The organism is Luteolibacter flavescens, assembly GCF_025950085.1.
GTDB classification, from domain to species: domain Bacteria; phylum Verrucomicrobiota; class Verrucomicrobiia; order Verrucomicrobiales; family Akkermansiaceae; genus Haloferula; species Haloferula flavescens.
The window spans coordinates 98,474-120,818 of sequence record NZ_JAPDDS010000004.1; the positions used below are offsets into that span (position 1 = coordinate 98,474).

General features: G+C 65.2%; 14 protein-coding genes. 10 read left to right on the plus strand and 4 right to left on the minus strand.

Annotation, left to right across the window (positions count from 1 at the left end; genetic code table 11):
* The first annotated feature begins 94 nt into the window (after window positions 1–94).
* The gene (locus tag OKA04_RS08425) at window positions 95–2,635 is read left to right on the plus strand and encodes a phosphocholine-specific phospholipase C (protein ID WP_264500708.1); all 2,541 of its coding nucleotides are present in this window, start codon (window positions 95–97) and stop codon (window positions 2,633–2,635) included.
* A gap of 9 nt (window positions 2,636–2,644) precedes the next feature.
* On the opposite strand, the gene OKA04_RS08430 is transcribed toward OKA04_RS08425, so the two are convergent.
* Complete coding sequence (locus tag OKA04_RS08430) at window positions 2,645–3,322, minus strand: SDR family oxidoreductase (RefSeq protein WP_264500709.1); 678 nt, start codon at window positions 3,320–3,322, stop codon at window positions 2,645–2,647.
* A gap of 94 nt (window positions 3,323–3,416) precedes the next feature.
* Here OKA04_RS08430 and OKA04_RS08435 point away from each other — a divergent pair, with 94 nt between their 5' ends.
* On the plus strand, window positions 3,417–4,151 hold the full coding sequence (locus tag OKA04_RS08435; protein WP_264500710.1) for a zinc metallopeptidase: 735 nt from the start codon (window positions 3,417–3,419) through the stop codon (window positions 4,149–4,151).
* A 26-nt stretch (window positions 4,152–4,177) separates the two neighbouring features.
* Window positions 4,178–4,399, plus strand: a complete 222-nt coding sequence (locus OKA04_RS08440; protein WP_264500711.1) for a hypothetical protein — start codon at window positions 4,178–4,180, stop codon at window positions 4,397–4,399.
* Window positions 4,400–4,435: 36 nt separating this feature from the next.
* Here OKA04_RS08440 and OKA04_RS08445 read toward each other — a convergent pair whose 3' ends face one another.
* Window positions 4,436–4,852 (minus strand): PIN domain-containing protein, encoded by a 417-nt coding sequence (locus tag OKA04_RS08445; protein ID WP_264500712.1) that lies wholly within the window; start codon window positions 4,850–4,852, stop codon window positions 4,436–4,438.
* Complete coding sequence (locus tag OKA04_RS08450; protein ID WP_264500713.1) at window positions 4,849–5,121, minus strand: AbrB/MazE/SpoVT family DNA-binding domain-containing protein; 273 nt, start codon at window positions 5,119–5,121, stop codon at window positions 4,849–4,851. Before OKA04_RS08450 ends, OKA04_RS08445 begins: the two co-directional genes overlap by 4 nt.
* A gap of 35 nt (window positions 5,122–5,156) precedes the next feature.
* On the opposite strand from OKA04_RS08450, the gene OKA04_RS08455 reads away from it, so the two are divergent.
* The 5 genes from OKA04_RS08455 (at window position 5,157) to OKA04_RS08475 (ending at window position 10,922) form a co-directional block, all read left to right on the plus strand.
* The gene (locus tag OKA04_RS08455; protein WP_264500714.1) at window positions 5,157–7,229 is read left to right on the plus strand and encodes an ATP-dependent helicase; all 2,073 of its coding nucleotides are present in this window, start codon (window positions 5,157–5,159) and stop codon (window positions 7,227–7,229) included.
* 262 nt (window positions 7,230–7,491) lie between these two features.
* Window positions 7,492–8,208, plus strand: coding sequence for a hypothetical protein (locus OKA04_RS08460; protein WP_264500715.1), 717 nt, complete (start codon window positions 7,492–7,494; stop codon window positions 8,206–8,208).
* 23 nt (window positions 8,209–8,231) lie between these two features.
* Window positions 8,232–8,792 (plus strand): hypothetical protein, encoded by a 561-nt coding sequence (locus tag OKA04_RS08465; RefSeq protein WP_264500716.1) that lies wholly within the window; start codon window positions 8,232–8,234, stop codon window positions 8,790–8,792.
* Between the two features lie 22 nt (window positions 8,793–8,814).
* A complete protein-coding gene (locus OKA04_RS08470; RefSeq protein WP_264500717.1) occupies window positions 8,815–9,828 on the plus strand; it encodes a hypothetical protein in 1,014 nt (337 codons plus the stop codon).
* Between the two features lie 116 nt (window positions 9,829–9,944).
* A complete protein-coding gene (locus OKA04_RS08475; protein WP_264500718.1) occupies window positions 9,945–10,922 on the plus strand; it encodes a glycoside hydrolase family 43 protein in 978 nt (325 codons plus the stop codon).
* A 9-nt stretch (window positions 10,923–10,931) separates the two neighbouring features.
* On the opposite strand, the gene OKA04_RS08480 is transcribed toward OKA04_RS08475, so the two are convergent.
* The gene (locus OKA04_RS08480) at window positions 10,932–11,507 is read right to left on the minus strand and encodes a hypothetical protein (protein ID WP_264500719.1); all 576 of its coding nucleotides are present in this window, start codon (window positions 11,505–11,507) and stop codon (window positions 10,932–10,934) included.
* Between the two features lie 343 nt (window positions 11,508–11,850).
* Between OKA04_RS08480 and OKA04_RS08485 the strand changes: the two genes are divergently transcribed.
* The gene (locus OKA04_RS08485) at window positions 11,851–20,658 is read left to right on the plus strand and encodes an InlB B-repeat-containing protein (protein ID WP_264500720.1); all 8,808 of its coding nucleotides are present in this window, start codon (window positions 11,851–11,853) and stop codon (window positions 20,656–20,658) included.
* Window positions 20,659–20,879: 221 nt separating this feature from the next.
* A complete protein-coding gene (locus OKA04_RS08490; protein WP_264500721.1) occupies window positions 20,880–22,310 on the plus strand; it encodes a hypothetical protein in 1,431 nt (476 codons plus the stop codon).
* Window positions 22,311–22,345: the final 35 nt, after the last annotated feature.

Genomic DNA, 22,345 nt, shown 5'->3' on the forward strand with positions numbered 1-22,345 from the left:
GCTTTTCTCCAACATCCTTGAAAAACGCGCGCGGGACCGTCATTAGCATCGCGACGCCGGTCCATACCCCCCGGCGGAACCCGACTGACCCGAGATGATTTCACGACGAGAATTCCTGCGGCGCGCCGCTCTGCTCACCGGTGGCCTGGGCTCGGTATCGGTCATCCCGCCGTCCATCCTGCGGGCTGCGGGGATCGAGCCGGCGGAGGGCTCGACCTACCTGGATGCGGAGCACGTGGTCATCCTGATGCAGGAGAACCGTTCCTTCGACCACGCCTTCGGCACCTTGCGCGGGGTGCGGGGCTTCGATGACCCGCGGGCGATCACCATCCCCGGCGGCAGGCCGGTGTGGCTGCAGACGGACGGGAAGGGGGACACCTACGCGCCCTTCGGCCTGAAATTCCACGAGTCGAATTCCACCTGGACGAGCTGCCTGCCGCATGACCGGCGGTCCGAGGTGGCGGCGGGGAATGGCGGCAAGCACGACCAATGGCTGCCGGTGATGCAGTCGGGCATCGATGCCTACGAGCACATGCCGCTGACGCTGGGCTACTACGACCGGGCGGACCTGCCCTTTTATCACGCCTTTGCGGATGCCTTCACGGTGTGCGACCAGCATTTCTGCTCGCTCCAGACGTCCACGACGCCGAATCGCCTCTACCTGTGGACGGGCACCAGCCGGGACCCGCGCGACCCGGCATCGCCCGCGCTGCTGAGCAATGGCCAGGCGGACCACGACACGCACCCGGACTGGCCGACCTTCCCCGAGCGGCTGGAGGAGCACGGCATCTCCTGGGCGATCTATCAGAATGAGATCGACCACCCGACCGGCTTCTCGCCGGTGGAGGCTTCGTGGCTGGCGAACTTCGGCGACAATCCGATGGAATACTTCGCGCAGTATCACGTGGACTTTTCCTCCTCCCGCGTGGCGCACCTGAAGTCGCGGCTGGAGGTGATGAAGCAGCAGCTCGCCACCCTGATCGCGCAGGCTGGTGACGCGCCCGAGGAGGCGGTGACGCGACGGGAAAAGGTGGAGCGGGAGATCGCCGCGCTGGCCGCGGAGATCGAGCGATGCTCGCCGGAGAATTTCGCAAACCTGCCGCTGCGCGAGCAGAGTATCCATCGCAAGGCCTTCACCGTGAACCGCGGCGACTTCTCCTACCGCGATCTCGCCACGCTGGCCTACGAGGAAGCCGGGGAGCAGCGCGAGGTGAAGATCCCGGCGGGCGATGTCCTGTATCAATTTCGCAAGGACGTGGACGAGGGCAAGCTGCCGACCGTCTCGTGGCTGGCGGCCCCGGAGAATTTCTCCGATCACCCGTCCGCGCCGTGGTATGGCGCGTGGTATGTCTCCGAGGTGCTGGAGATCCTCACGAAGAATCCGGAGGTGTGGAAGAAGACCATCTTCATCCTGACGTACGACGAAAATGACGGCTACTACGACCACGTCCCGCCCTTCGTACCTCCGCATCCGGACCAGCCGGGCAGCGGGGCGGTCTCGGCGGGGATCGATGCGTCGCTGGAATTCGACACCCGGGGGAATCCGCTCGGGCTGGGCTACCGCGTGCCGATGGTGATCGCCTCGCCGTGGAGCCGGGGCGGCTGCGTGTGCTCGGAAGTCTTTGATCACACGTCGGTGCTGCAGTTCCTGGAGAAATTCCTGAGCCACAAGAAGGGGAGGGAGATCCGCGAGACGAATATCGGCTCATGGCGGCGTGCGGTCTGTGGGAATCTCACCTCGGCCTTCCTGCCGCAGGGCGACGGGATCGGCGGGCACCCGCTGCCGGTCGAGCTGGCGCCCTTCATCAGGGACGTCCACCGCACGCGCTACCTCGCGCCGCCCGCGGGCTATCGGGCGCTGGACGAGGTGGCGATCCGGGAGGTGATGGAGGAACCGTTCGCCTCGCCGCACCTGCCGCGCCAGGAGCCGGGGTCAAAGGTCTCCGTCGCGCTGCCCTATGCGCTGCACGCGGAGGGTCGGCTGGACCGGGAGAAGCGGGCATTCGTCATCCGCTTCGAGTCCGAGGCGAGTGATGGCCGGGGGAAGGGTGCGCCCTTCCACGTCTATGCGCCCGGGCTGACGTATCCGGACGATGTGGCGAGCTACACCGATGCCCCGCCGCCTGCGGAGGAGGTGCGGCGCTGGTCCTTTGCGACGCTCGCGGGAGCGTCCGTGGAGTATGCGTGGCCGCTGGAGATCTTCGAGGGCGGGCGCTATTTCCTCCGCAGCTACGGGCCGAATGGATTCTTCCGCGAATACCTCGGCGACGCCGCCGACCCGGCGCTGGAGGCCTCCACCGGATATGAGAACGGCGACTTCATCGTCCGGCTCGTGAATGCAGGCCGGGCACCGCTGGAGGTGATCGTCACGGACCTATCCTACGGCGCGCCGGAAATCCGCAAGACGCTGCCGCCCGGCGTTCGCGAGACCCTGCGCATCGACCTGACCGCCAGCCGACGCTGGTACGATCTCGGCATCACCGTCACCGGCGCGGACCACTTCTCCCGCCGCCACGCCGGCCGCGTGGAAACCGGCAAACCCGGCTCGACCGACCCGCTGATCGGGAGGAACGGCGTGGCCGTCATCGGAGCGTCCGAGAGTCGCGCCACGAAGCCGGATCAGCGCATGGAATAGATCGTCCTACTACGGAGCCGTGAGCGACTTGCCGTTGTCCTTTGGCCCGAGGTTTTCGAGGAAGGGGACGGCGGTGGTGGCCCATTTCTTGGGGTCGGGGAAGTCGGAGGAGGAGCCGCCGAAGCAGCTCTGGAGCATCTCGGTGTCGATGATGCCGGGATTCAGCGCGACGGCGGCGAGGCCGGAGGGCAGCTCTTGGGCGAGGGCCTGGGTGAGGCCTTCCACGCCCCACTTGGTGGCGCAGTAGGGGGCGACTTCCGGGGAGGTGGAGCGGCCCCAGCCGGAGGAGAAATTCACGACCACGCCGGAGCCGCGGGCGATCATCGCGGGGAGGAACTCGCGGAGCACCAGGTGGATGCCCTTGAGATTCACGTCCAGCACGCGGGAGAATTCCTCCGCGGACACCTCCCAGAGCGCGGCATTGCGGTTGATGATGGCGGCGTTGTTGATGAGCAGGTCCGGGGCGCCGGGTCCGGCGAGGATGTCGCGGGCGAAGTCGGCCACGCCGGACTCCGAGCTGACGTCGGTGCGGACCACGCGGTGCTTTTCCCCCAGCTCCGCGGCGAGGACGTCCACGCGGATGGGATTCGTGCCACAACCGGAGACGGTCCAGCCCTTTGCGGCGAAAGATCGGGCCATCGCGAGTCCGAGTCCGCGGGTGCAACCGGTGATGAGGACGTGCTTCATGGCGACCAACCTAGGGAGGTCGATTTGAAAATGAAGGCTGGAATTCCACCCGGCGCGAAGTTGCGGGCGGCCGGATGCCCGCTACACTGCGCGGATGATTTCTGAGTCCCTCCTTCTCCTCGCCCAGCAGCAACCCGGTGGCATCGGCATCGGCTACTGGGTGATCATCGGTGTCTCCATGCTCGCGAGCCTGGCGATTAGCGGGATGCTGAAGAAGCGCTTCAACGAGTATTCGCAGATCCCGCTCCGCATGACGGGCGCGCAGGTGGCCGAGGCGATGCTGCGCCAGAACGGCATCACCGACGTGCAGGTGATCCACACCCCGGGCCACCTGACGGACCACTATGACCCGATGCGCAAGACGGTGAACCTGAGCGAGTCGGTCTATCAGATGAACTCGGTGGCGGCCGCCGCGGTGGCCGCGCACGAGGTGGGCCACGCCATCCAGCACCAGCAGGCGTATGCGTGGCTGAATTTCCGCTCGAAGATGGTGCCCGCGGTTCAGTTCGCCAGCACGATCCAGCAGTACCTGATGTTCGGCGCGATGATCGGAGCCGGCTTCTTCCATAGCCCGACGATGCTGTGGATCTGGGTGGTGGTCTTCGGCATCACGACGCTCTTCGCGGTGATCACGCTGCCGGTGGAGTTTGACGCCAGCAAGCGTGCCATGGTCTGGCTGGAGCGCAGCGGCATCGCGAACCAGATGGAGCACGACCGCGCGAAGAACGCCCTATTCTGGGCCGCCATGACCTACGTGGCCGGTGCCGTCGGCGCGATCGCCCAGCTTCTCTACTGGGTGATGATGCTCATGGGCCGCCGCGACGAGTGAGCCCTGCCTTTTGAAGTCTGACGCTCATGACTCCTCCCCGGGATCGGCCGGAATTCATCATTCGCTTCGTCTGCGCGGCGGTGTTCTTCGGGATCATCGTCGCGCTGCTGGGGTTCCCCTACATTGAAAGGCTCGGCTGGTATTTCCTCGCCCTGTGGCTGGTCGTCACCGGGCTGATCGCGACTGCCGCCGCGATGTTTGGCGACGAGGTGTGGCACAAGCTGATCGACTTCATCCGCTGGTGGTGAAGGGGCATGCTCCTTTCAAAAGAGCCAGCGATCCAATCAAGAGGGTGATCTGACTTGCGGGTCTCCCTCGCGTGCGAAGGAGAGGAAGTCCTTCACATTCAGGGTCAGTATGGCGGTGGCACCGGCCTTTCTCGCGCAGACCAAGTGCTGGTAGTCGTAGATCGCGCCGCCGCGGATCCCGCGGGCCTGGGTTTCCGCGAGCATGGCGTGGGTCTCCTGCCAGGTGAGCGAGATGGACTTGAGCTGCTTCTCGAAGGAAACGCCGATCAGCCGGGCGGCGAAGGCCGGGGAATATTTCCGCGCCGCCCGCCCGCCGGTGAGGATCGAGAATGCCTCGAGCAGGGAGTGGTGGGAGGTGCAGCCGCCTGACTGCACTGCCTGAAGGCAAGCCGGATGCTGAGGCTCATCCTCGAGCACGGCAGCGATCAGGACCGAGGTGTCGAGGTAGGTCATGGGGTGCGATTGCCGCGGTGGATCATCGCGTCGCGCTCGTCGCGGACCGCCTTTTCAAGCCCGCCGGGAGTGGGGCCGCCGCCGAGGATGACCATGACGCCGTCCACCATCTTGAAGGGCGGGTCTTCCTCTTCCTCCGGGGTGATTTGCAAGCGCCCGCCCACGATCTCCGCCTCCAGCTTCGACCCCGCGGAGAGGTGCATCAGGTCGCGGATCGGCTTGGGCAGGATGATGCGGCCCGCCTTGTCCACGGTGAGGGTGGCTTTCATGGCAGGGGAAAATGCCATCGGAAATGGCAAAGTCGATGCCATTTCGGCCGGGGGACCTGAGGCGCATTGCCAAGACCCGCACGGCCCGCTTCCATCCCGCCCGCGCAATGGCAGGTGGCTTCTCATTCGACTCTCTCAACAAGGCCCAGCGGGACGCCGTGGCCTCCCTCGATGGCCCGGTGCTGATCCTGGCCGGGGCCGGGACGGGCAAGACCCGCACGGTGACCTGCCGGATCTCGAACATGCTCCAGCAGGGCATCGCGCCGGAGAATATCCTGGCCGTGACCTTCACGAACAAGGCGGCGGCGGAAATGAAGGAGCGCATCGGCGGCATGGTCTCGAAGAAGAAGGCCGAGGCGATGACCGTCTGCACCTTCCACTCGCTGTGCGTGCGCCTGCTGCGCGGCGGCATCCACAAGCTGGGCTACAAGAAGAACTTCTCCATCTGCAGCGGCAGCGACCAGGTCGGCATCATGAAGCAGCTCGTGGTCCGCATGGGCGGCACCGACGAGAAGGTGAAGGCGGAGGCCGTGCTGGCGGAGATCTCCCGTGCGAAGAACCGTGGCATCCCGCCGCAGGATCTGGAGGACGATTTCTTCGCCTCGCTGGGCGTCGCTTATCAGAATGAACTTCGCGCGCAGAACGCGGTCGATTTCGACGACCTGCTGCTGCTCGCCGAGCAATTGCTGCGCGAGCACGAGGACGTGCGCGACTATTTCCGCAGTGTCTACAAGCGCGTCACGGTCGACGAGTTCCAGGACACGAACGGCCTGCAGATGAAGCTACTGCAGCAGCTCGTGGGGCCGCCGTACCACGTCTGCGTGGTGGGGGATGACGACCAGTCGATCTACGGCTTCCGCGGGGCGGAGAGCGCGAATATCCTGGAATTCGAGCGCTTCTTCCCGAGTCCCAAGGTTATCCTGCTGGAGGAAAACTACCGCTCCACGCACGCCATCCTGCACACGGCGAACAGCCTGATCCGGCGGAATGCGGGGCGGCGCGAGAAGTCGCTGAAGTCCACCATCGCCGGGGGCGAGCCGGTGCGGCTCGTCGGCATGCCGGGAGACGAGGAGGAAGCCGTTTTCATCGCCGAGGAGATCCTGGCGGACAAGGCGCGCGGGAATCTGCCGTGGGAGCACTTCGCGGTGCTCTTCCGCACGAACAAGCAGAGCCGCAAAATCGAGGAGGCATTGCGCGAGCGGAAGATCCCGTATCGCATGGTGGGCGCGCAGTCCTTCTACGACCGCCGCGAGGTGAAGGACGCGCTGGCGTATACAGAGTTGCTGGATGATCCGGAGGCGGACGTGCCGCTGCTGCGCGTGCTGAATTCCCCGCCGCGCGGCATCGGCCAGGCGACCGCGATGCTTGCCACGGACTACAGCCGCGAGATCGGTGCAAGCGTGTGGCGGGCCCTGAATGACGAGGGGTTCCTGAGCCAGCTCGGGACGAAGGTGCGCAACTCGATCGAAACTTTCACCGCGCAGGTCCTCACCTCGAAGATGAAGATCGATGCGAAGGTGATGCCGGCGAATCTGGTGCTGAAGGAGTTCCTCGACGAGATCGAGTATCTCCCGTGGCTGGAGCGTGGCTGCAAGACCGACCAGGAAAAGACGCAGCGGGGCGAGGGTCTCGCCGAAGTCGTGTCCGAGCTCGCCAAGGCGATCGAGCGCGGCAAGAGCATCCGCAAGTTCCTGGATGACAGCGCCCTATCCGCGGACCGCGAGGATGATGACTTGGAGAAGAAGAGCGGTGCCACGCTCATCACGCTGCACGCGTCGAAGGGCCTCGAGTTCCCGAGCGTCTTCCTGGTGGGACTGGAGGAAGGCGTGCTGCCGCACCAGCGCAGCGTGACGGAGGGCACGAAGGACGAGGAGCGCCGCCTGCTCTACGTGGGCATCACCCGCGCCCAGCAGAAGCTGGCGATGACCTACTGCATGATGCGCATGAAGTGGGGTCAGCAGGTGTCCTGCCAGGCCAGCAGCTTCATCCCGGAGCTGGACGAGGAATACCTGATCCACACGACCTATGACGACATCATGGGTGCGGAGGCGGATGATGAGGAACTCGACAACTTTTTCGGGGGCTTGAAGGATTTCCTCGGGAGCTGACGTTCAGTATTGCCGTTTTTCCTAAAATACGGGAAATCAGTGGCTAAAGTGGGGTTTTCGGGCGATTTGCAACGCTTAACAGCGGGATAATTCGGAAAGAGAGGGGGAAAATCGGTCAAAAACTACGTGTTCGCGTACTTTGTTTACCCCGGGTCCGTGTTACTTTTCGTGCAGGTGAAGCGCTCCCCAGCGCTTCGACCGGAGTGTCAGTCCCACAACTTCCCCAGTTGAAGGCGCTCCGGTTCTCAGCCTCTCCCCAGCCATGAACATCACCACCCTTATCAGGGCAGCTATTGTGCTGCTCTTGTCCTTCTCTGCCCTCGAGGCAAACACCGGCGCCAAGGTGTATTGCTGGGCGCCTCACCTCGCCTCGCCGATCCTGCTGAATTCGCACGGCATGGGCGTCGGCAGCTACGCAGGCCGCCCCTACGGCTACAAGATCTTCGGCGTGGCCGGCAGCCTGGCGCTGGGCGACCAGTGCGACGGTGCCTTCCCTGACCCTGCCGATGCGCAGAAGCGCTTCCGCAAGGGCTGGTGGATCGGTGGCCTCGGCGACCGCACGAACATCTACTCGTCCGTGAAGCTGCAGGTGAACTGGGCGCAGTACTACCCGCGCCGCCTGGAAGTGACCGGCGACCGCCCGGGCGCCACCACCGGCCCCGTCCGCCTCCTCGGTGAGACCTGGGATTGCACCACCAAGTTCGGCTACCCGGAAGTGACGCTCGTCTTCCACTTGGCCGGCTCGCAGGACTCGGCGATCCCGAACCGCAACCCGAACGGCTTCTTCTACGTGGTGGCTGAATACAACGTCACCGCCCCCCAAGTGACCGGCACGCTGAACGTGACCAGCGCCGCGATCCTCCGGAACAACGTGACCCCGGTGGGCTACAAGATCAACCGCACCGGTGGCACCGCCCAGACGCCTCCTTTCACCGGCTACGACCAGAGCGGAGAAGTGGTCTTCCTGTCGAACCAGTAATAGGCTATAGGGGCCGTGCTGCCATGAAATCACCCGCTCTCACCCTGCTTCTCACCGCCCTGTTTTCCGCCGTGGGCCATGCCGATCCAAAGGATGCCGGCGGCCTCGGAATCGAGCACCTGCCGAAGGACCTGAAGCCGCCCGTCGGCAAGGCCGTCTCGGATGCCGACCTGAAGGCCCGCCAGCAGAACGAGAAATTCGGCGGCTTTGCCAAGGCGGGCTCCGAGCCGAAGGGCTGGGATCTGGAGAAGAACTCCGAGTTCATCACCTTCGACGGCATGGTGACGCTGGTGCCAAAGGGCGCGATCATCCACGTGCCGGAGCGCTACCGCGCGAACGTGGTGACGGAGCTGAAGGGAAACATCGTGCTGTGGACGGAATTCGCCGCCCGCTATCGCGCGGTGGTGGCTCCTTTCGAGGTCTCGCTCGCCGAGGCATCCGGCAAGGAAGCGATCAAGCCCGAGCGACTGGAAGCCGCGCAAAAGAGCGGCGTGATCCTTATCGGAACGGTGGGCGGGAATCCGATCTCCGTTCACAAGAAGGCACCGGCCGCCCCGGCCACGCCTCCTGCCGCCACCCGCTGACCCCCAGGAATCCGCCCGCATCATGAAAGCACTCCTTTCCCTTGCGATCCTTTCCCTGGCCTCCGCGGCGAGCGCCCAGGACTTCATCCGCCAGATCCAGACGGTGGAAGGCGCGACGGTGATCTACGACATGCCCGTCACCACGGATGAGGGCAGCGTGACCTCCAAGCCGCTGACGGCGGAGACCGCGATCTTCCAGCTCTACACGACCGTCACCGGTACGAACAATACCAAGACGCTGAAGAAGCTGGATGAGAAGACGGTGGGCACCTTCCTGCCGCAGGTGACGGTCACCGCTCTCTCCGAGGATCCCTATTTCCCGCCGCGCACCCGTGCGGACAAGCCCTACGGCCTGCGCATCGTCATCTCGGGCATGTCCACCTCGGCCACCGCGCCGGAGTATCTGAAGAAGCTGCAGGTGCGCCGCAGCTACCAGCTTTTCAATCCCACGACCTACGCCGCCACCGGCACGTCCGGGACCTATGCGGACAGCTTCACCTTCCGCGAGAATGGCACCTTCACCGACAATGCGATCCTGCAGCGCCTGCCGGGCGAGCGTCCGACGAAGGTGGTGGGCCAGGAGGCATTCACCGTCTACATGCACCCGGATGCCGGCACGGTGCAGTCCGAGCTGGGCAAGGCGACCGTGACCATCTGGCCGGTGGCCGAGGGCTCCATCCAGGGCATCGACGCGGGCAAGACCTACAACGATGTCCCGCGCGCGGGCAGCATCACGCTACGCGACCTCTACCCGAAGAGCATCACCTACGCCCAGATCTACAAGGGCAAGCAGGCGACCGGCAGCGTCGGCCGCCCGGTCCCATCGACGGTGCTCTCTTATAACACCCACGCGCCGCAGAATGCGCAGCTCGCGATCAGCGATCTGGACAACTTGGTGGATGACGATGGCGAATACACCATCGAGGTGCTGACCATCACGCCCTTCAATGGAGGAGCCCCGGAGTATCTGGGCAGCGTTTCCTTCATCCTGAACCGCACGATCCGCTCGAACGGCGCGATCAGCACGATGGAGTGAGCGAGGCCCCCGGTCTCCCGAATGTGAGATTCGGGAGATTTGTGGGAATAATATCGAGGGATTCGGGTGCTTGCCAGAGGTGCAAACGTGTTTCAGTAATGAACCCGGTACCTCGTATGACATCGATCTCAAAACTCGCACTCTCCGCCACCGTGGCCCTCGCGTCGCTGGCATCCGCTGAAGAAAAGAAAGCCGGCAACCCCGTCTTCGAAGGCTGGTATGCCGACCCTGAAGGCATCATCTTCCAGAACCAGTACTGGATCTACCCGACCTTCTCCGCGGCCTACGAGGATCAGACGCACTTCGACGCCTTTTCCTCGCCCGACCTGAAGACCTGGACGAAGCACGAGAAGGTGCTGGATACGAAGGAGGTCAAGTGGGCGAACAAGGCGATGTGGGCGCCCTCGATCATTGAGAAGGGCGGCAAGTTCTACTTCTTCTTTTCCGCGAACGACATCCAGAACAACGAGGATCCCGGCGGCATCGGCGTGGCCGTGGCGGACAAGCCCCAGGGCCCCTTCAAGGACTTGATCGGCAAGCCGCTCATCGACAAGTTCCACCACGGCGCGCAGCCCATCGACGGCTTCGTCTTCCGCGATGACGATGGCAGCCACTACTTCATCTACGGCGGCTGGCGTCACTGCAACATCGTGAAGCTGAAGGACGACTTCACCGGTCTCGTGCCCTTCGAGAATGGTGAGACCTACCGCTCGATCACGCCGAAGGGCTATGTCGAGGGTCCCTTCGTCTTCAAGAAGAACGGGAAGTACTACTTCATGTGGTCCGAGGGTGGCTGGACCGGCCCGGACTACCGCGTGGCGTATGCGATTTCCGACTCGCTCTTCGGCCCGCACGAGCGGATCGGCGTGGTGCTGGAGCAGGATGACAAGATCGCCCGCGGCGCAGGTCACCACTCGATCATCCACAACACGAAGGACGACTCGTACTACATCGTCTATCACCGCCGCCCGATCGGCGTGAACACGCGCGACCACCGCGAGACGTGCATCGAGAAGCTGGAATTCGACGAGAAGGGCCTGATCAAGCCGGTGAAGATGACCGTGGAAGGCGTGGCTCCGAATCCGCTGCGCTGAGCCTTGCTACTATCTTTCTAGTGCTTCGGCGAAGGCGCGGCGACGCTCCTTCGCCTGAAGCACGAGGAGGACGCAGAAGGATATGAAGAGCAGCAGGAAGGAGATGATGAAGCCTTCCAGCATGGTGGTGGCATAGACGGCGAAGAAGCTTTCGGAATCGCCGCCGCGGTCGATTCCCAGCCCGTGCCGCCACAGGCCGAGCGAGTCGACGATCCAGTTTTGAACGATCACGGCAGCCCAGCCGCACCAGAAGTCCGGCATTAGGAAGAAACCCTGGACGGGCACGAGGAGCAGCGAGAGGCAGGCAATCCAGGTGCGGATCTTGGTGCCGAGCCAGAGCGCCCGCGACAGGAGGGAAGACCGGTCCTCGAGCGGGCCGGGCAATGAGGTGAGCGTCGCATAGAGGACGATGAACGTGGCGATGGCCGCCAGCATGGCGACGATGGCCACCGGTTGCTTCGCCAGATTGAGCCCGACCAAGGCGATGTAGAAGCTCGGCAGCGCATTCAGCGTGCAGTGCAGCGACCAGTAGCCGAGTTGCTTTGGAAAGCGTGCGAGGAATTGCAGGTTCACGGATGTCTGCATGGAGGCTCGCGGTGAAGTCTTCGTGAACAGGGGAAGAAATTCAACCGGTGGGTGATGCCGGTTGCGTGCCCCTTACGGGTGACCGGGAAGATGCATGGGAGATATTCCTATCGGGTGTCTGATGATGTTGGAAGTGTGCGACTTGCGGGTGGCGGGTGTGGCGAGGGATGGATGGAACTTAAGGTGTAACGCGGCATCCGGAAATGGACGCGCGAATTTTTTTCGGGGTATTTGCCAAGGAATCCGCCGGTCACCCGCCTTGATTCAAGCGACCCGATGTCGCGCGGAACCCTGACCGGTTTGTTAGATCATGCATCCCTTCCCATTATCTGCTGCCATAGCCATGTCGCTGTTGCTGCCTGCGGCACTTCATGCCGCGAGCGACGTGACCCTATCCTCCACGGTCACCACGGGTGGCTCATTCAGCGGCGCGAATCCGAATGTCTTCACGCCGACGGCTGACGCGGCGAACGTCCAGACGAGCGCGATCCAGAGCCAGCTCAATGCGGGCACCGGCGTGACCATCAACTCCGCGAGCGCTGCCGCGGGGAATGGCGACATCACGCTGAATACCACGCTCACGAGGAACTCCGGCACCCTCGCGAGCCCGCTTGTTTTCAACGCCGTCCGCGACCTTTCCATCGGCACCACGCTCAGCGCGACATCCGCCGCGATGCCGCTGACGCTGAATGCGGGCCGCAGCATCAGCAATGCGGGATCAATCACCACGAATGGCGGTGCCGTGCTGCTGAATCCCACCGAGGAGATGGTGCTGCGTGCCGACCTGAATGCAGGTGCAGGCGCGGTGACACTGCAGAACGGCCTGCTCCGCACGATCGTCAGCTCGCGGGAAATCAAGGGCTCGTCCTTCACCATCGCCTCCGGTGCGTCGCTGCACATGACGGGCACGGTCGCCGCCGCACTGGATGTGGCGGGCCGCATCGCACCGGCTTCCACGACCGCCATGGGTGGCCTGCAGGTGAATGGCACGCTGGTGCTGCAGGGCGGATCCACGACGCAGATCGAGATCGGCGGCACCTCGGCTGGAGCCACGCACGACAAGATCACGTCGAATGGTGCGGTCACCGTCGGCGGCACCTTGCAGCTCGAGATCACGGGGAACTTCCACGACACGATCACCCCGGCGAATACCTTCACGATCCTCCAGGGCAGCAGCCTCACGGGCACCTTCGCGGGCCTGCCGAATGGATCGCGCTACACGCTGGCGAATGACCGCGGCTCCTTCCGCGTGAACTACACCGCGACCTCTGTGGTGCTGGACAACTGGCAGCCGGTCGTCACCACGCTCACCTGGGACCCGGGCACGGCGGAGGCTGGCACGGCGATCGTGGCGAAGACGAACACGCGGGCCGGGCGCCACTTTTTCAAGGTGACCACGCAGTCATCGGACCTCGGCGGCTGGCGCACGCGCCTTGCCGTTACCTCGGGAGAAGCCTCGCTCTACCTGTCGAAGGCGGCGCTGCCGACGACGAGCAGCAGTGCCTTCAGCTCGACGCAGACCGGCTCCGACGGACTGGTGCTGCGCGATGATGAATTCAACGCGAACGAGGAATGGAACCTGATGGTCTTCGCGACCGAGGGTGCGCAGTGGAGCATCGTGAGCGGCAGGCCGTATGTGCACGACCTCGGCACGCTGCCCTTCACCGATGCGAACTCGAACGGCCAATACGACATCGGCGAGGCGGTGGCCCCGCAGGATAGTCCGGCCGCGCCGATGCCTCCGGAAGGTATCCGCTTCTACAAGTCGGTGCTGCCCGCAGGCACGCCCGGCTGGAGCCTGTGGCTCGGCGGCAGCACGCGCGAGATCGCGCTGCGCTCGAACAAGCTGCCCTTTCACAATGCGACGGCTAGCTATACGCGCAAGCAGGCGGGCCGCATGCTGGCGGTGCCGCCGGTCATCGGTGCAGGCACCAGCACGTGGTATGCGAGCGTCATGGCACCCGCGGGCGAGGTCGTCGGTCTCGATTCGCGGATCCAATTCGTGAGCGACCTCGCTTACAATGGCACGGTCCCGAATGTAGCGGTGACCGGCGCACCGTATCGCGTCTATCGCGTGCAGGTGCCGGTGGACCAGATCGCGTGGGACATCAGCGCCGTGGCGGTGGCGGGGAATCCGGACATCGCCGTGAGGAAGGGCAGCGTGCCCGCGGAGTACGACAACGAGGCCTTCTCCGCCAGCCCCGGCAATGCCACGGAAGGCATCACGCTGGTGCCGAACTATCTGACGGACGGCACGTGGTACATCACCACCTGGGGCGATGCGCCCTACACCTTCACCCTGAAGAACGGCGATCCGGTGATCACGCCGCTTTCTTTCACCGACACGAAGGTGAATGACCAGACGGCCCGCTCCGGATGGCGCTTCTATGCGCTGACGAATATCCCCTCGCAGGTGGGTGCGCTCGGCTGGGAGCTGCAGCTTTCCAACCATGCTCCCGGCACCCAGCTCGCGCTGCGGCGGAACAAGGTCCCCGGCCGCTGGCAGAAGCGCACGGGCGGTGCCGCCAGCGTGACCGACACGAACTCGGACTACTTCGATGAATCTAGCACCAACGGCTTCATCCAGCGCGTGAACCACCAGGCGGACGTGTGGTATGTGGGCGTCTTCCTCCCGCAGCAGCCGCTCGGTGGCTTCACCCTCACGGCAAATCCGATCTCGCCGCCTACCGTGGCTTTCCAAAGCAGCACCATCGCGGCGGACATCCCGGCGCTGAAGTGGCGCTACTACCGCATCGACGTGGGCAGCGGCATGCAGGGCTGGGACCTGCGCCTGGTGAATGCCAGCGGGGGCGACTGCACCATGGTGGTGCGCCGGGATCTCCTGCCATCCGGCACGGGCACGAACAACGGTGCAAGCAGCTACTGGAATGCCACCGGCGACTCCTCCTGGCCGAGCGGCTACCAGTGGGCCGGTGGCAATGACTGGACCGCACGCCCCTACAACACCACTGCCACGGCGCGCCGCGAGATGAATGACGGCATTATCGCGGCCACCGGGCGTCCGCTGAATCCCGGCACGTATTACGTGGGCATCTACAATGACGGGAAGGATCCCGTGAACGGCGGCACCGGCCAGCCCGCAACGGTGACGCTGCAGAGCCGCGCCATCGGCAATGGCCTGGACATTCCCATCGGCACGCTGGATCTCGCCGCGGGGAGTTCGGTGGCGGTGAACAATCTCGCGCCGCGCGAGGCCGCCTACTATAAGGTTAGTATTCCGGAAAACACGCCAAGCTGGGAATTCACGCTCGAGCAGGTGTCCGGCGAGTCCTCGCTGGTGATGCGACGTGGAACCGTGCCGGACTTCGGCGCGGCCTACAATGGCGACGTCCAGAGCACCGGGAACAATTCCCGCGAGGTGAGGGTGCAGCGCGCGGGCAACGAGCGCTACGTGTTGCTGCCGCCGGACAACCAGACGTCGATCCTTCCCGGCGACTATTACATCGGCGTGATCGCCGAGGGCTTGAATCCTCCTCATTCGAGTGTGACGGGCAGCGGTCCATCGAGCGCCGTGCTCACGAGCCGCGGGCCGCTGGCCATCCTGGGCATCGGCGAGGCCACCGCGGCAGGCGTGGTGCAGCCGGTGGGGCTGGCACCCGCGCAGGTGAAGGCGTATCAATTCACCGTGCCGGCCGGGACCGCCGCGCTCGAGGTGCGGCTGGACAACAAGGTGGGGAATCCGGTGCTCTCGCTGATCGGCGGGCCGCGCATCCCACAGCCGGACGGCTGGGCGCAGGCTTACGGCTTCGGTGGAGGGCAGACGATATCCGTCGCCGGAGGGATGGGCCGCACGACGACCAGCACGCTGCTGAATATCCCCAATCCCATCCCCGGTCTCTACACCTTCGCCGTGCGTGCGGATACGGTGGGGTCGGCATATGTCGATGCGAGCACCGACGTGACGATCACGGCGAATGCTCCCGTGCCGCTTGATTTCAATGCGACCGCCACCGTGAGCAACCAGACGGCGGGTGCGTGGCGTTACTTCCAGGTCACCGTGCCGGACGGCGTGATGGCGTGGGATGTGAGGCTGGCGAATATCACGAGTGGCCTGCCGCAGATGGTGGTGCGCCGCGACCTGTTGCCGAATGGCACGGGCACGAACAACGGTGCGGGATCGAGCTGGAATCCCTCTTCCGAGACGGTCTGGCCGAGTGGCTATCAGTGGGCCGCAGGAGTGGATTGGACCGGCCGCAACTACGACCGCGCGACGGATCCGCGCCGTCCGGTCGGTGGTCGCCTCTTCGCCTCGATGGGCCGCCCGCTGACGCCGGGCACCTACATCGTCGGCGTGCTGAACAATACCGGCAGCGACCCGCTCACCGGCGTGAACGGTGCTCCCGCGAACTACACCGTGGAGAGCCGCGGCGTGGGTGCCGGGCAGCCGGTCACGGTGGGCGAGATCCCCTTTGCCACCGGCAGCAGTGTCTCGGTCATGGACCTGCCTCGCCGCGAGGCCGCCTTCTTCAAGGTGACGGTGCCGCCGAATACGCCGCGCTGGGAATTCAAGCTCACGCCGACCGCAGGCGAGGCGATGATGGTGGTGCGCCGTGGCGTGCTGCCGGACTTCACTGCCGCGGACGACGGGAATATCTCGGGCAATGGCCCGCGCTCCTCGAAGATGCAGCGCACCGGCATGGAGCGCTATCTCCTGCTGCCGCAGGACAACCAGGACGCGATCATCCCGGGCGACTACTACATCGCGGTGGTGAGCGAGGGGGTGAATCCGCCGCATTCATCCGTGACGGGCACGGGCAACAGCAGCGCGACCTTCCGGATCGAGGAGCCGATGGCGGTGACGGATCTCGGCACGATCAGCGCGACACAGACGACGCGGCAGGTGGAGCTGGAGGCCGCGCAGGTGAAGGCGTATCAATTCACCGTGCCGGTGGGCACCATCAGCATGGAGCTGGGTCTGGAGAACCGGCAGGGCGAGGCCTTCATGGCCTTCATGTCCGGGACACGCATCCCCGAGCCCGACAACTATGCCCAGGACTACGGCATCGGCGGCGGCCAGAGCACCACTCCCGCGGGAGGCCTGGCGCGACGCACGACGACGGGACTCGTGACCATCACCGCGCCGCCGGCCGGTGTCTATACGGCGACGGTGCGCGCGGACGACGTGACGAATGCGGCGAGCGCACGGCTGGTGATCCGTGCGAACGTGCCGCAGGATCTTCCTCTCGGCGGCGGCACCACGCAGGTCACGGATCACGGTCCGAACTCGTGGAAGTACTTCCGCGTCGAGGTTCCTGCCGGCATCGCGGGCTGGGACCTCCGGGTGAAGGGCATCACCGGCGGCGACCTGAACTGGGCGATCCGCCGCGACCAGGTGCCGTCCGGCACCGGCACGAACAACGGTGCGGGCAGCACGTGGACCGCATCCAGCTCCGCCACCTGGCCGAGCGGACACCAGTGGGGCAGCACCACCGATTGGACGGGCCGCAATTTCGACGTCACGGGCGGTTCGCGCCGCGCCGTGGATGACCGGCTGGTGATGGCGATGGGCCGCCCGCTGGAGCCGGGCACGTATTACCTCGGCATCATCAACAGCGGCACCGATCCGGTGGCAGGCGGCAGTGGCAAGGCGTCGTCCTACACCATCGAGAGCCGCTTCATCGGCGAGGGCCATGCGATCCCGATCGGCACGCTCGGCTTCGCCGCGGGCAGCAGCGTCGCGGTGAATAGCCTCGTGCCGCGCGAAGCCGCCTACTACAAGGTTAGTATTCCGGAAGCCACCCCGAGCTGGGAATTCACCTACACGCCGTCATCCGGCGAGGCGCTGGTCGCGGCGCGGCAGGGATACATCCCGGACTTCGGGGCGGTGTACGACGGGAACCTGCAGAATGCCGCGGGACCCCGGCAGATCAAGGTGCAGAAGGCGGGTGCCGAGCGCTACCTGCTGCTCCCGCCGGAGAACCAGGACAAGATCGTCGCGGGTGACTACTACCTCGCGGTCGTCTCGGAAGGCGTGAATCCACCGGCCAGCGACACGATCGGCACCGGCACGAGCAGCGGGACGCTCGCCAGCAGCGGCAGCCATGCCGTCACCGATCTCGGCACGGCACAACTCGCGCCGATCACCCGTGCGGTGACGCTCGCGGGGGCGCAGGTGAAGGGCTATCAATTCACCGTGCCGGAGGGCGTGGTGAGTCTGGAGGTGCAGCTCAACAACCGCACGGGTGCGCCGCGCATGGCGCTGATCTCCGGAAACCGCCTTCCTTTCCCGGATACCACCGTGAATGAATTCGGCACGGGTGGCGGCCAGTCCGCGGCTCCTGCGGGTGGCTTCGGTCGCGTGATCGCGGACAGCCTGATCACCGTGCCGAATCCCCCGGCCGGAACCTACAGCCTCACGGTGCGTGCGGACGATTCCCCGACGGGAGTCTTCCCAGATGCCACGGCTGACCTCGTGATCGTGGCGCGGCCGCGCACGGCGATGAACTTCGCCGCCAGCCAGAATGGCAACGGCCTTTCGCACAGCGACACCAAGCAGCTCGCCAACGGCCAGAAGCAATTCTACGAGGTGAGCGTGCCCGCCACCTTGTCCGGCCAGCCGGTGCTCGGCTGGATCCTGAAGGTGAACCACGCCCAGGGAGACACCACGCTGAAGATCTACAAGACCTGGGGGAACACCGGCACCGGCATCACGGTCACGGGAAATACGGCACTCATCGTACCTCCTTTCCTCACCTTCGACGAGACGTGGTTCATCGAGGTCGCGGCCACGGGGCTGACGAACTACACGCTGACGAGCCAGCCGGTGACGCTGGAGCGCCCGGCATGGCAGATGCCCGCGGGCCACAACTTCACCTTCGGCGACAGCGGGAACGACAGCTCGGGCAATCCGCTGCCCGGCGACCGCGGCGTGGACATCGGCCAGGACGATTGGCACGTGTATGCGATCGACGTGCCGCAGGGAAATTCCGGCCTGCTGCGCACCGAGCTGCGTGCGATCAGCGGGAATCCGGATCTCTTCATCCGCGAGGACGGGGTGCCGACCACCGACCACGATGCGAATGGCGGGGCGTCCGGAGGTGCCTCGCTGGTCCACCGCGAGATGAAGGACGTGGGATCCGAGTATGGGAACTGGGTGCCCTTTGACGGCACCTCGGAGCGCCAGCTCCGCCCCGGCCGCTGGTATCTCGGCGTGAAGGCGAGCGGCGGCAGCAATGCCCGCTACCGCCTGATGGCCTCCACCGGCAACGTGACCGACCTCGACCTCGCGAATGCCAGCGTGACCAACCAGACGCTGATCGGCCGCGACTGGCGCTACTACCGCTTCACCGTGCCGGTGGATGCGCCGGCGACTTGGAACCTGGGCTTCACGCAGCAGGTGGGCGACGTGGTGATGTGGGTGCGCGACACCGTGCCCTCCGGCCAGAATTCCGGCACGGGATCGTCCAACGGCGTGATCGAGAGCTGGGCTTCCGACTCGAAGAACCAGGGGCCGTACACGGCTGCGGGCTACGATCCGCCGCAGGTGTATGGCTTCAATACGCCGCCGCTGCGCCCGGGACACACGTACTATGCGGGCTTCCGCGCGACGACGGATGCGACCTTCAGCGTGACCAGCACCACGACCGGCAGCGCCCCGGTGGCGACGCCCGTGAGCTTCTACAACGGGGTGATCGACACCACCATCGCGGCAGGCGGCAGCGCCTACTACAAGATCGGGGCGCCGGCCGAGGCCACGCGCCTGAAGTGGACCTCCATACATCCGGCCACGGTGCAGATCCGCGTGGAGCAGGGGACGCTGCCCGGCGCGACGGGCACGCAGCACTCGAGTAGCACGGTGGCGAACAGCACGCTGAACCAGGCGCTGACCGCGACCGGGTGGCCATGGCAATCCTCGCAGACCTACTACCTGCGCATCGTGAACAACGGCAGCAGTCCCGCGACGGTGAAGGTGAACGTGGCGGGAGTGAATGCCACGACGGAGGACGAGGACAACGATGGCCTGCTCGATGCGTGGGAGCGGCAGTACTTCGGCAATCTCAGCCAGAACGGTGCCGGGGATCCGGACGGCGATGGCGTGACGAATGCGGTGGAATTCACCGACGGCACCATCCCGAACGACATCAACTCGGCGAAGTACTTCCTGAACGTGAACGCGAACTTCGGCAGCGTGGCGAAGTCGCCGGACCTGCCGAAGTATGACCGGGGCACGCAGGTGACGCTGACGCCGACGGCGAATGCCGGGCTGATCTTCACCGGTTGGTCGGTCGGTGCGACGGGCACGAGCAATCCGCTGCAGTTCGCGATCATGGAGAACAGGAACATCACGGCGAACTTCGGCGTGAGCCTGCCGGAGGCGCTGGATACGCCGCTCGCCATCACCACGGGTGGCGACGGGATCTGGCTGGGCCAGACGGTGACGAGCAAGGACGGCACGGATGCGGCGCAGAGCGCGCCCATCGGCCACAGCCAGCAGGCGTGGATGGAGACGACGGTGAGGGGACCGGGCCAGATGAATTTCTGGTGGAAGGTTTCATCGCAATCCGGCGACTACCTGGAGTTCCTCGTCGATGGCGTGCTGAAGACCGGCCGCATCACCGGCGAGGTCGATTGGGCGGCGAAGACATATGCCATCGAGCCCGGCGAGCATGTCGTACGCTGGCGCTATGTGAAGAATGCCTCGGGCACCGCGGGCTCCGATGCCGCGTGGGTGGATGGCGTCCAGTGGCTGCCCAGCGCGGGCTACTCGCAGTGGGTCGCGGAGCACTTCACGCCGCAGGAAGCGGGGGACCCGTCGATCGTGGGACAGGATAGCGATCCGGATGGCGATGGCGTGTCGAATGTCATCGAGTATGCCTTCGGCTCCGATCCGCGGGCGAATGACCTGAGCCTCTCCCGCGTGACGCCGGAGGTGGTGCAGGTCTCCGGCCAGCGACGCCTGCGCCTGCGCTTCACTCTGCCGGAAAACCTGCCCGCCGACGTGATCTATCAGATCGAGCTGTCCGATGATCTCCGCGCGTGGACGTCGGTGGCCCGGCAGACGGGTGTGGCGGGGTGGCCCGGCACCGCGACCTCCACGGTGGCCCCGGCGGTGAACGGCCGCCGCGAGCACGTCATCACCTCTCCCAATGCCACGGCACGCTTTGGCCGGTTGAAGGTGACGATCCCCTGAGCAGATGAACTTCCGCCTGCTGCCTCCCGCGACGGAGGCAGCGGGCCTTCCGGCGGTTGCGATGGTGTGTGTGTTCCGAGTGCAGTGTCAGGCCCGCTTCTTATCCGTGACAATGGGTGATCGAGGAGGATCGCCCGGGGAGACACGGAGAAGCGGGCCTCACCCTTCACTCGGGACGGCAGCGACTTGTCAACTTCGCCTCAAGATGAGCAGATCCCGGGATGAAGCATGGTTCATCCCGGATTGCCGGTCTGGTTGTCATCCTGATCGTGCTGGCTGCGGCGGGATGGTGGTTTGTTAGGTCGGCTCCGCTGGGGGCCGGCGGCGGGGCTTCGCATGCGATGGACCTGCGGGCACCGGAGGCGACGGTGCGCTTCGACGATGGATCGGTGTTGGAGATCCTAGGTATCGCCGAGGGTGCGTGGGTGGATGGCGTGATGTCGAAGCCCGCGGGAGGTTGGGGCGCATCGTCCACGGGGAGGAATACGACGTCATTCGGGCAGGACAGGGACTACCTCGAGATCGAGCGCTTCACTTTGAGCAAACGTCTCGCCGGGGTTCGCCTTTCCTACTCGGCAGGGAGTCTGGTGATGTCCCTGCGCTATCTGGATGCCACGGGGAAGGTGGTCCCGGCCGCGGCGATGGAGTCCGGTGATCTCCGTCTCCGCCTTTCCGATGGGGCGGGCGAGTGGCTCGACGGCAGCGCTACCTTCGGAGCGGACGACGACCCGGAGGGACGCGGCGCGACATCCTTCGCCGGGTGGCCGCGGGGAGGGAAGGAACTCGTTTTCCAAGCGACACGCTCCGGTCTTCCTCCTGAGGAATTCCGCATGCCGAATCCCGTGGCCGGGGTCGCGCCCGCCGCGTGGACCGCTGTCCCACTGCCGCAGTCGAGATCGGGAGATCATTGGAAGATGAACTTCAGCAAGGTGTGGGAGGTCACGGTTCCGGGAAAGGGCAAGTGCCTGGTGCCGGACATCGACTTCCAATCGGACTTTCCGAGCAATGGATCGTTTTCGCCGGTCTCCGGATGGGTGGGCGAGGTGGCCGGCGCGCGGGGAACCCGCTCGGAGCGGGGCATATGGGTCAGGGGCCCGGGTGATCTTTCCTCAGGCTACCCGATGCCTCCGGATGAAGATCAGTTCAAGTTCCTCTACCGGATCCGCTACACCGAGTCCTATCCGATGCCTCGCAAAGGAGTCGGCTTCATCTTCAGCGGAGGCGTGGTCTCGGCGGACGGGACGACGATCGATCACGGGGCAGCCAGCAAGGACCTGGGAATCCAATCCCTGGAGCTCGGTGCCGTGGAGGAAGCGAAGGACTCCTTCTATCCTGGATCCCGCCAGTTCACCATCTCCCTGGAAGGGGCGTGGAAGGATGCGGCGGAAAAGAGCGCTGCGGAAGCTCTGTGGGGAGGATGGCAGGAATGGATGCCGGTGGTATTCGTGAACGGAGGGGAGCGCTCGTCCGGGGCGGTGGGATTCAAGGGATCGAATCAATCGTCAAGCTCCGGGGAAACGACCTTCAAATGGTCGGGGACCTGGACCGGGGACCTGGAGCCGGGTGACAAGGTGGAGATCGGCATCATGCCCCGTCCGCCGGATGAAGTCATTGAGTTCATCGTGGACCGGAAGTCGCTCACGCCGGAGTAGCGGGAGCTGCCTGCGGTTGGTTCGTCGCCGGATCT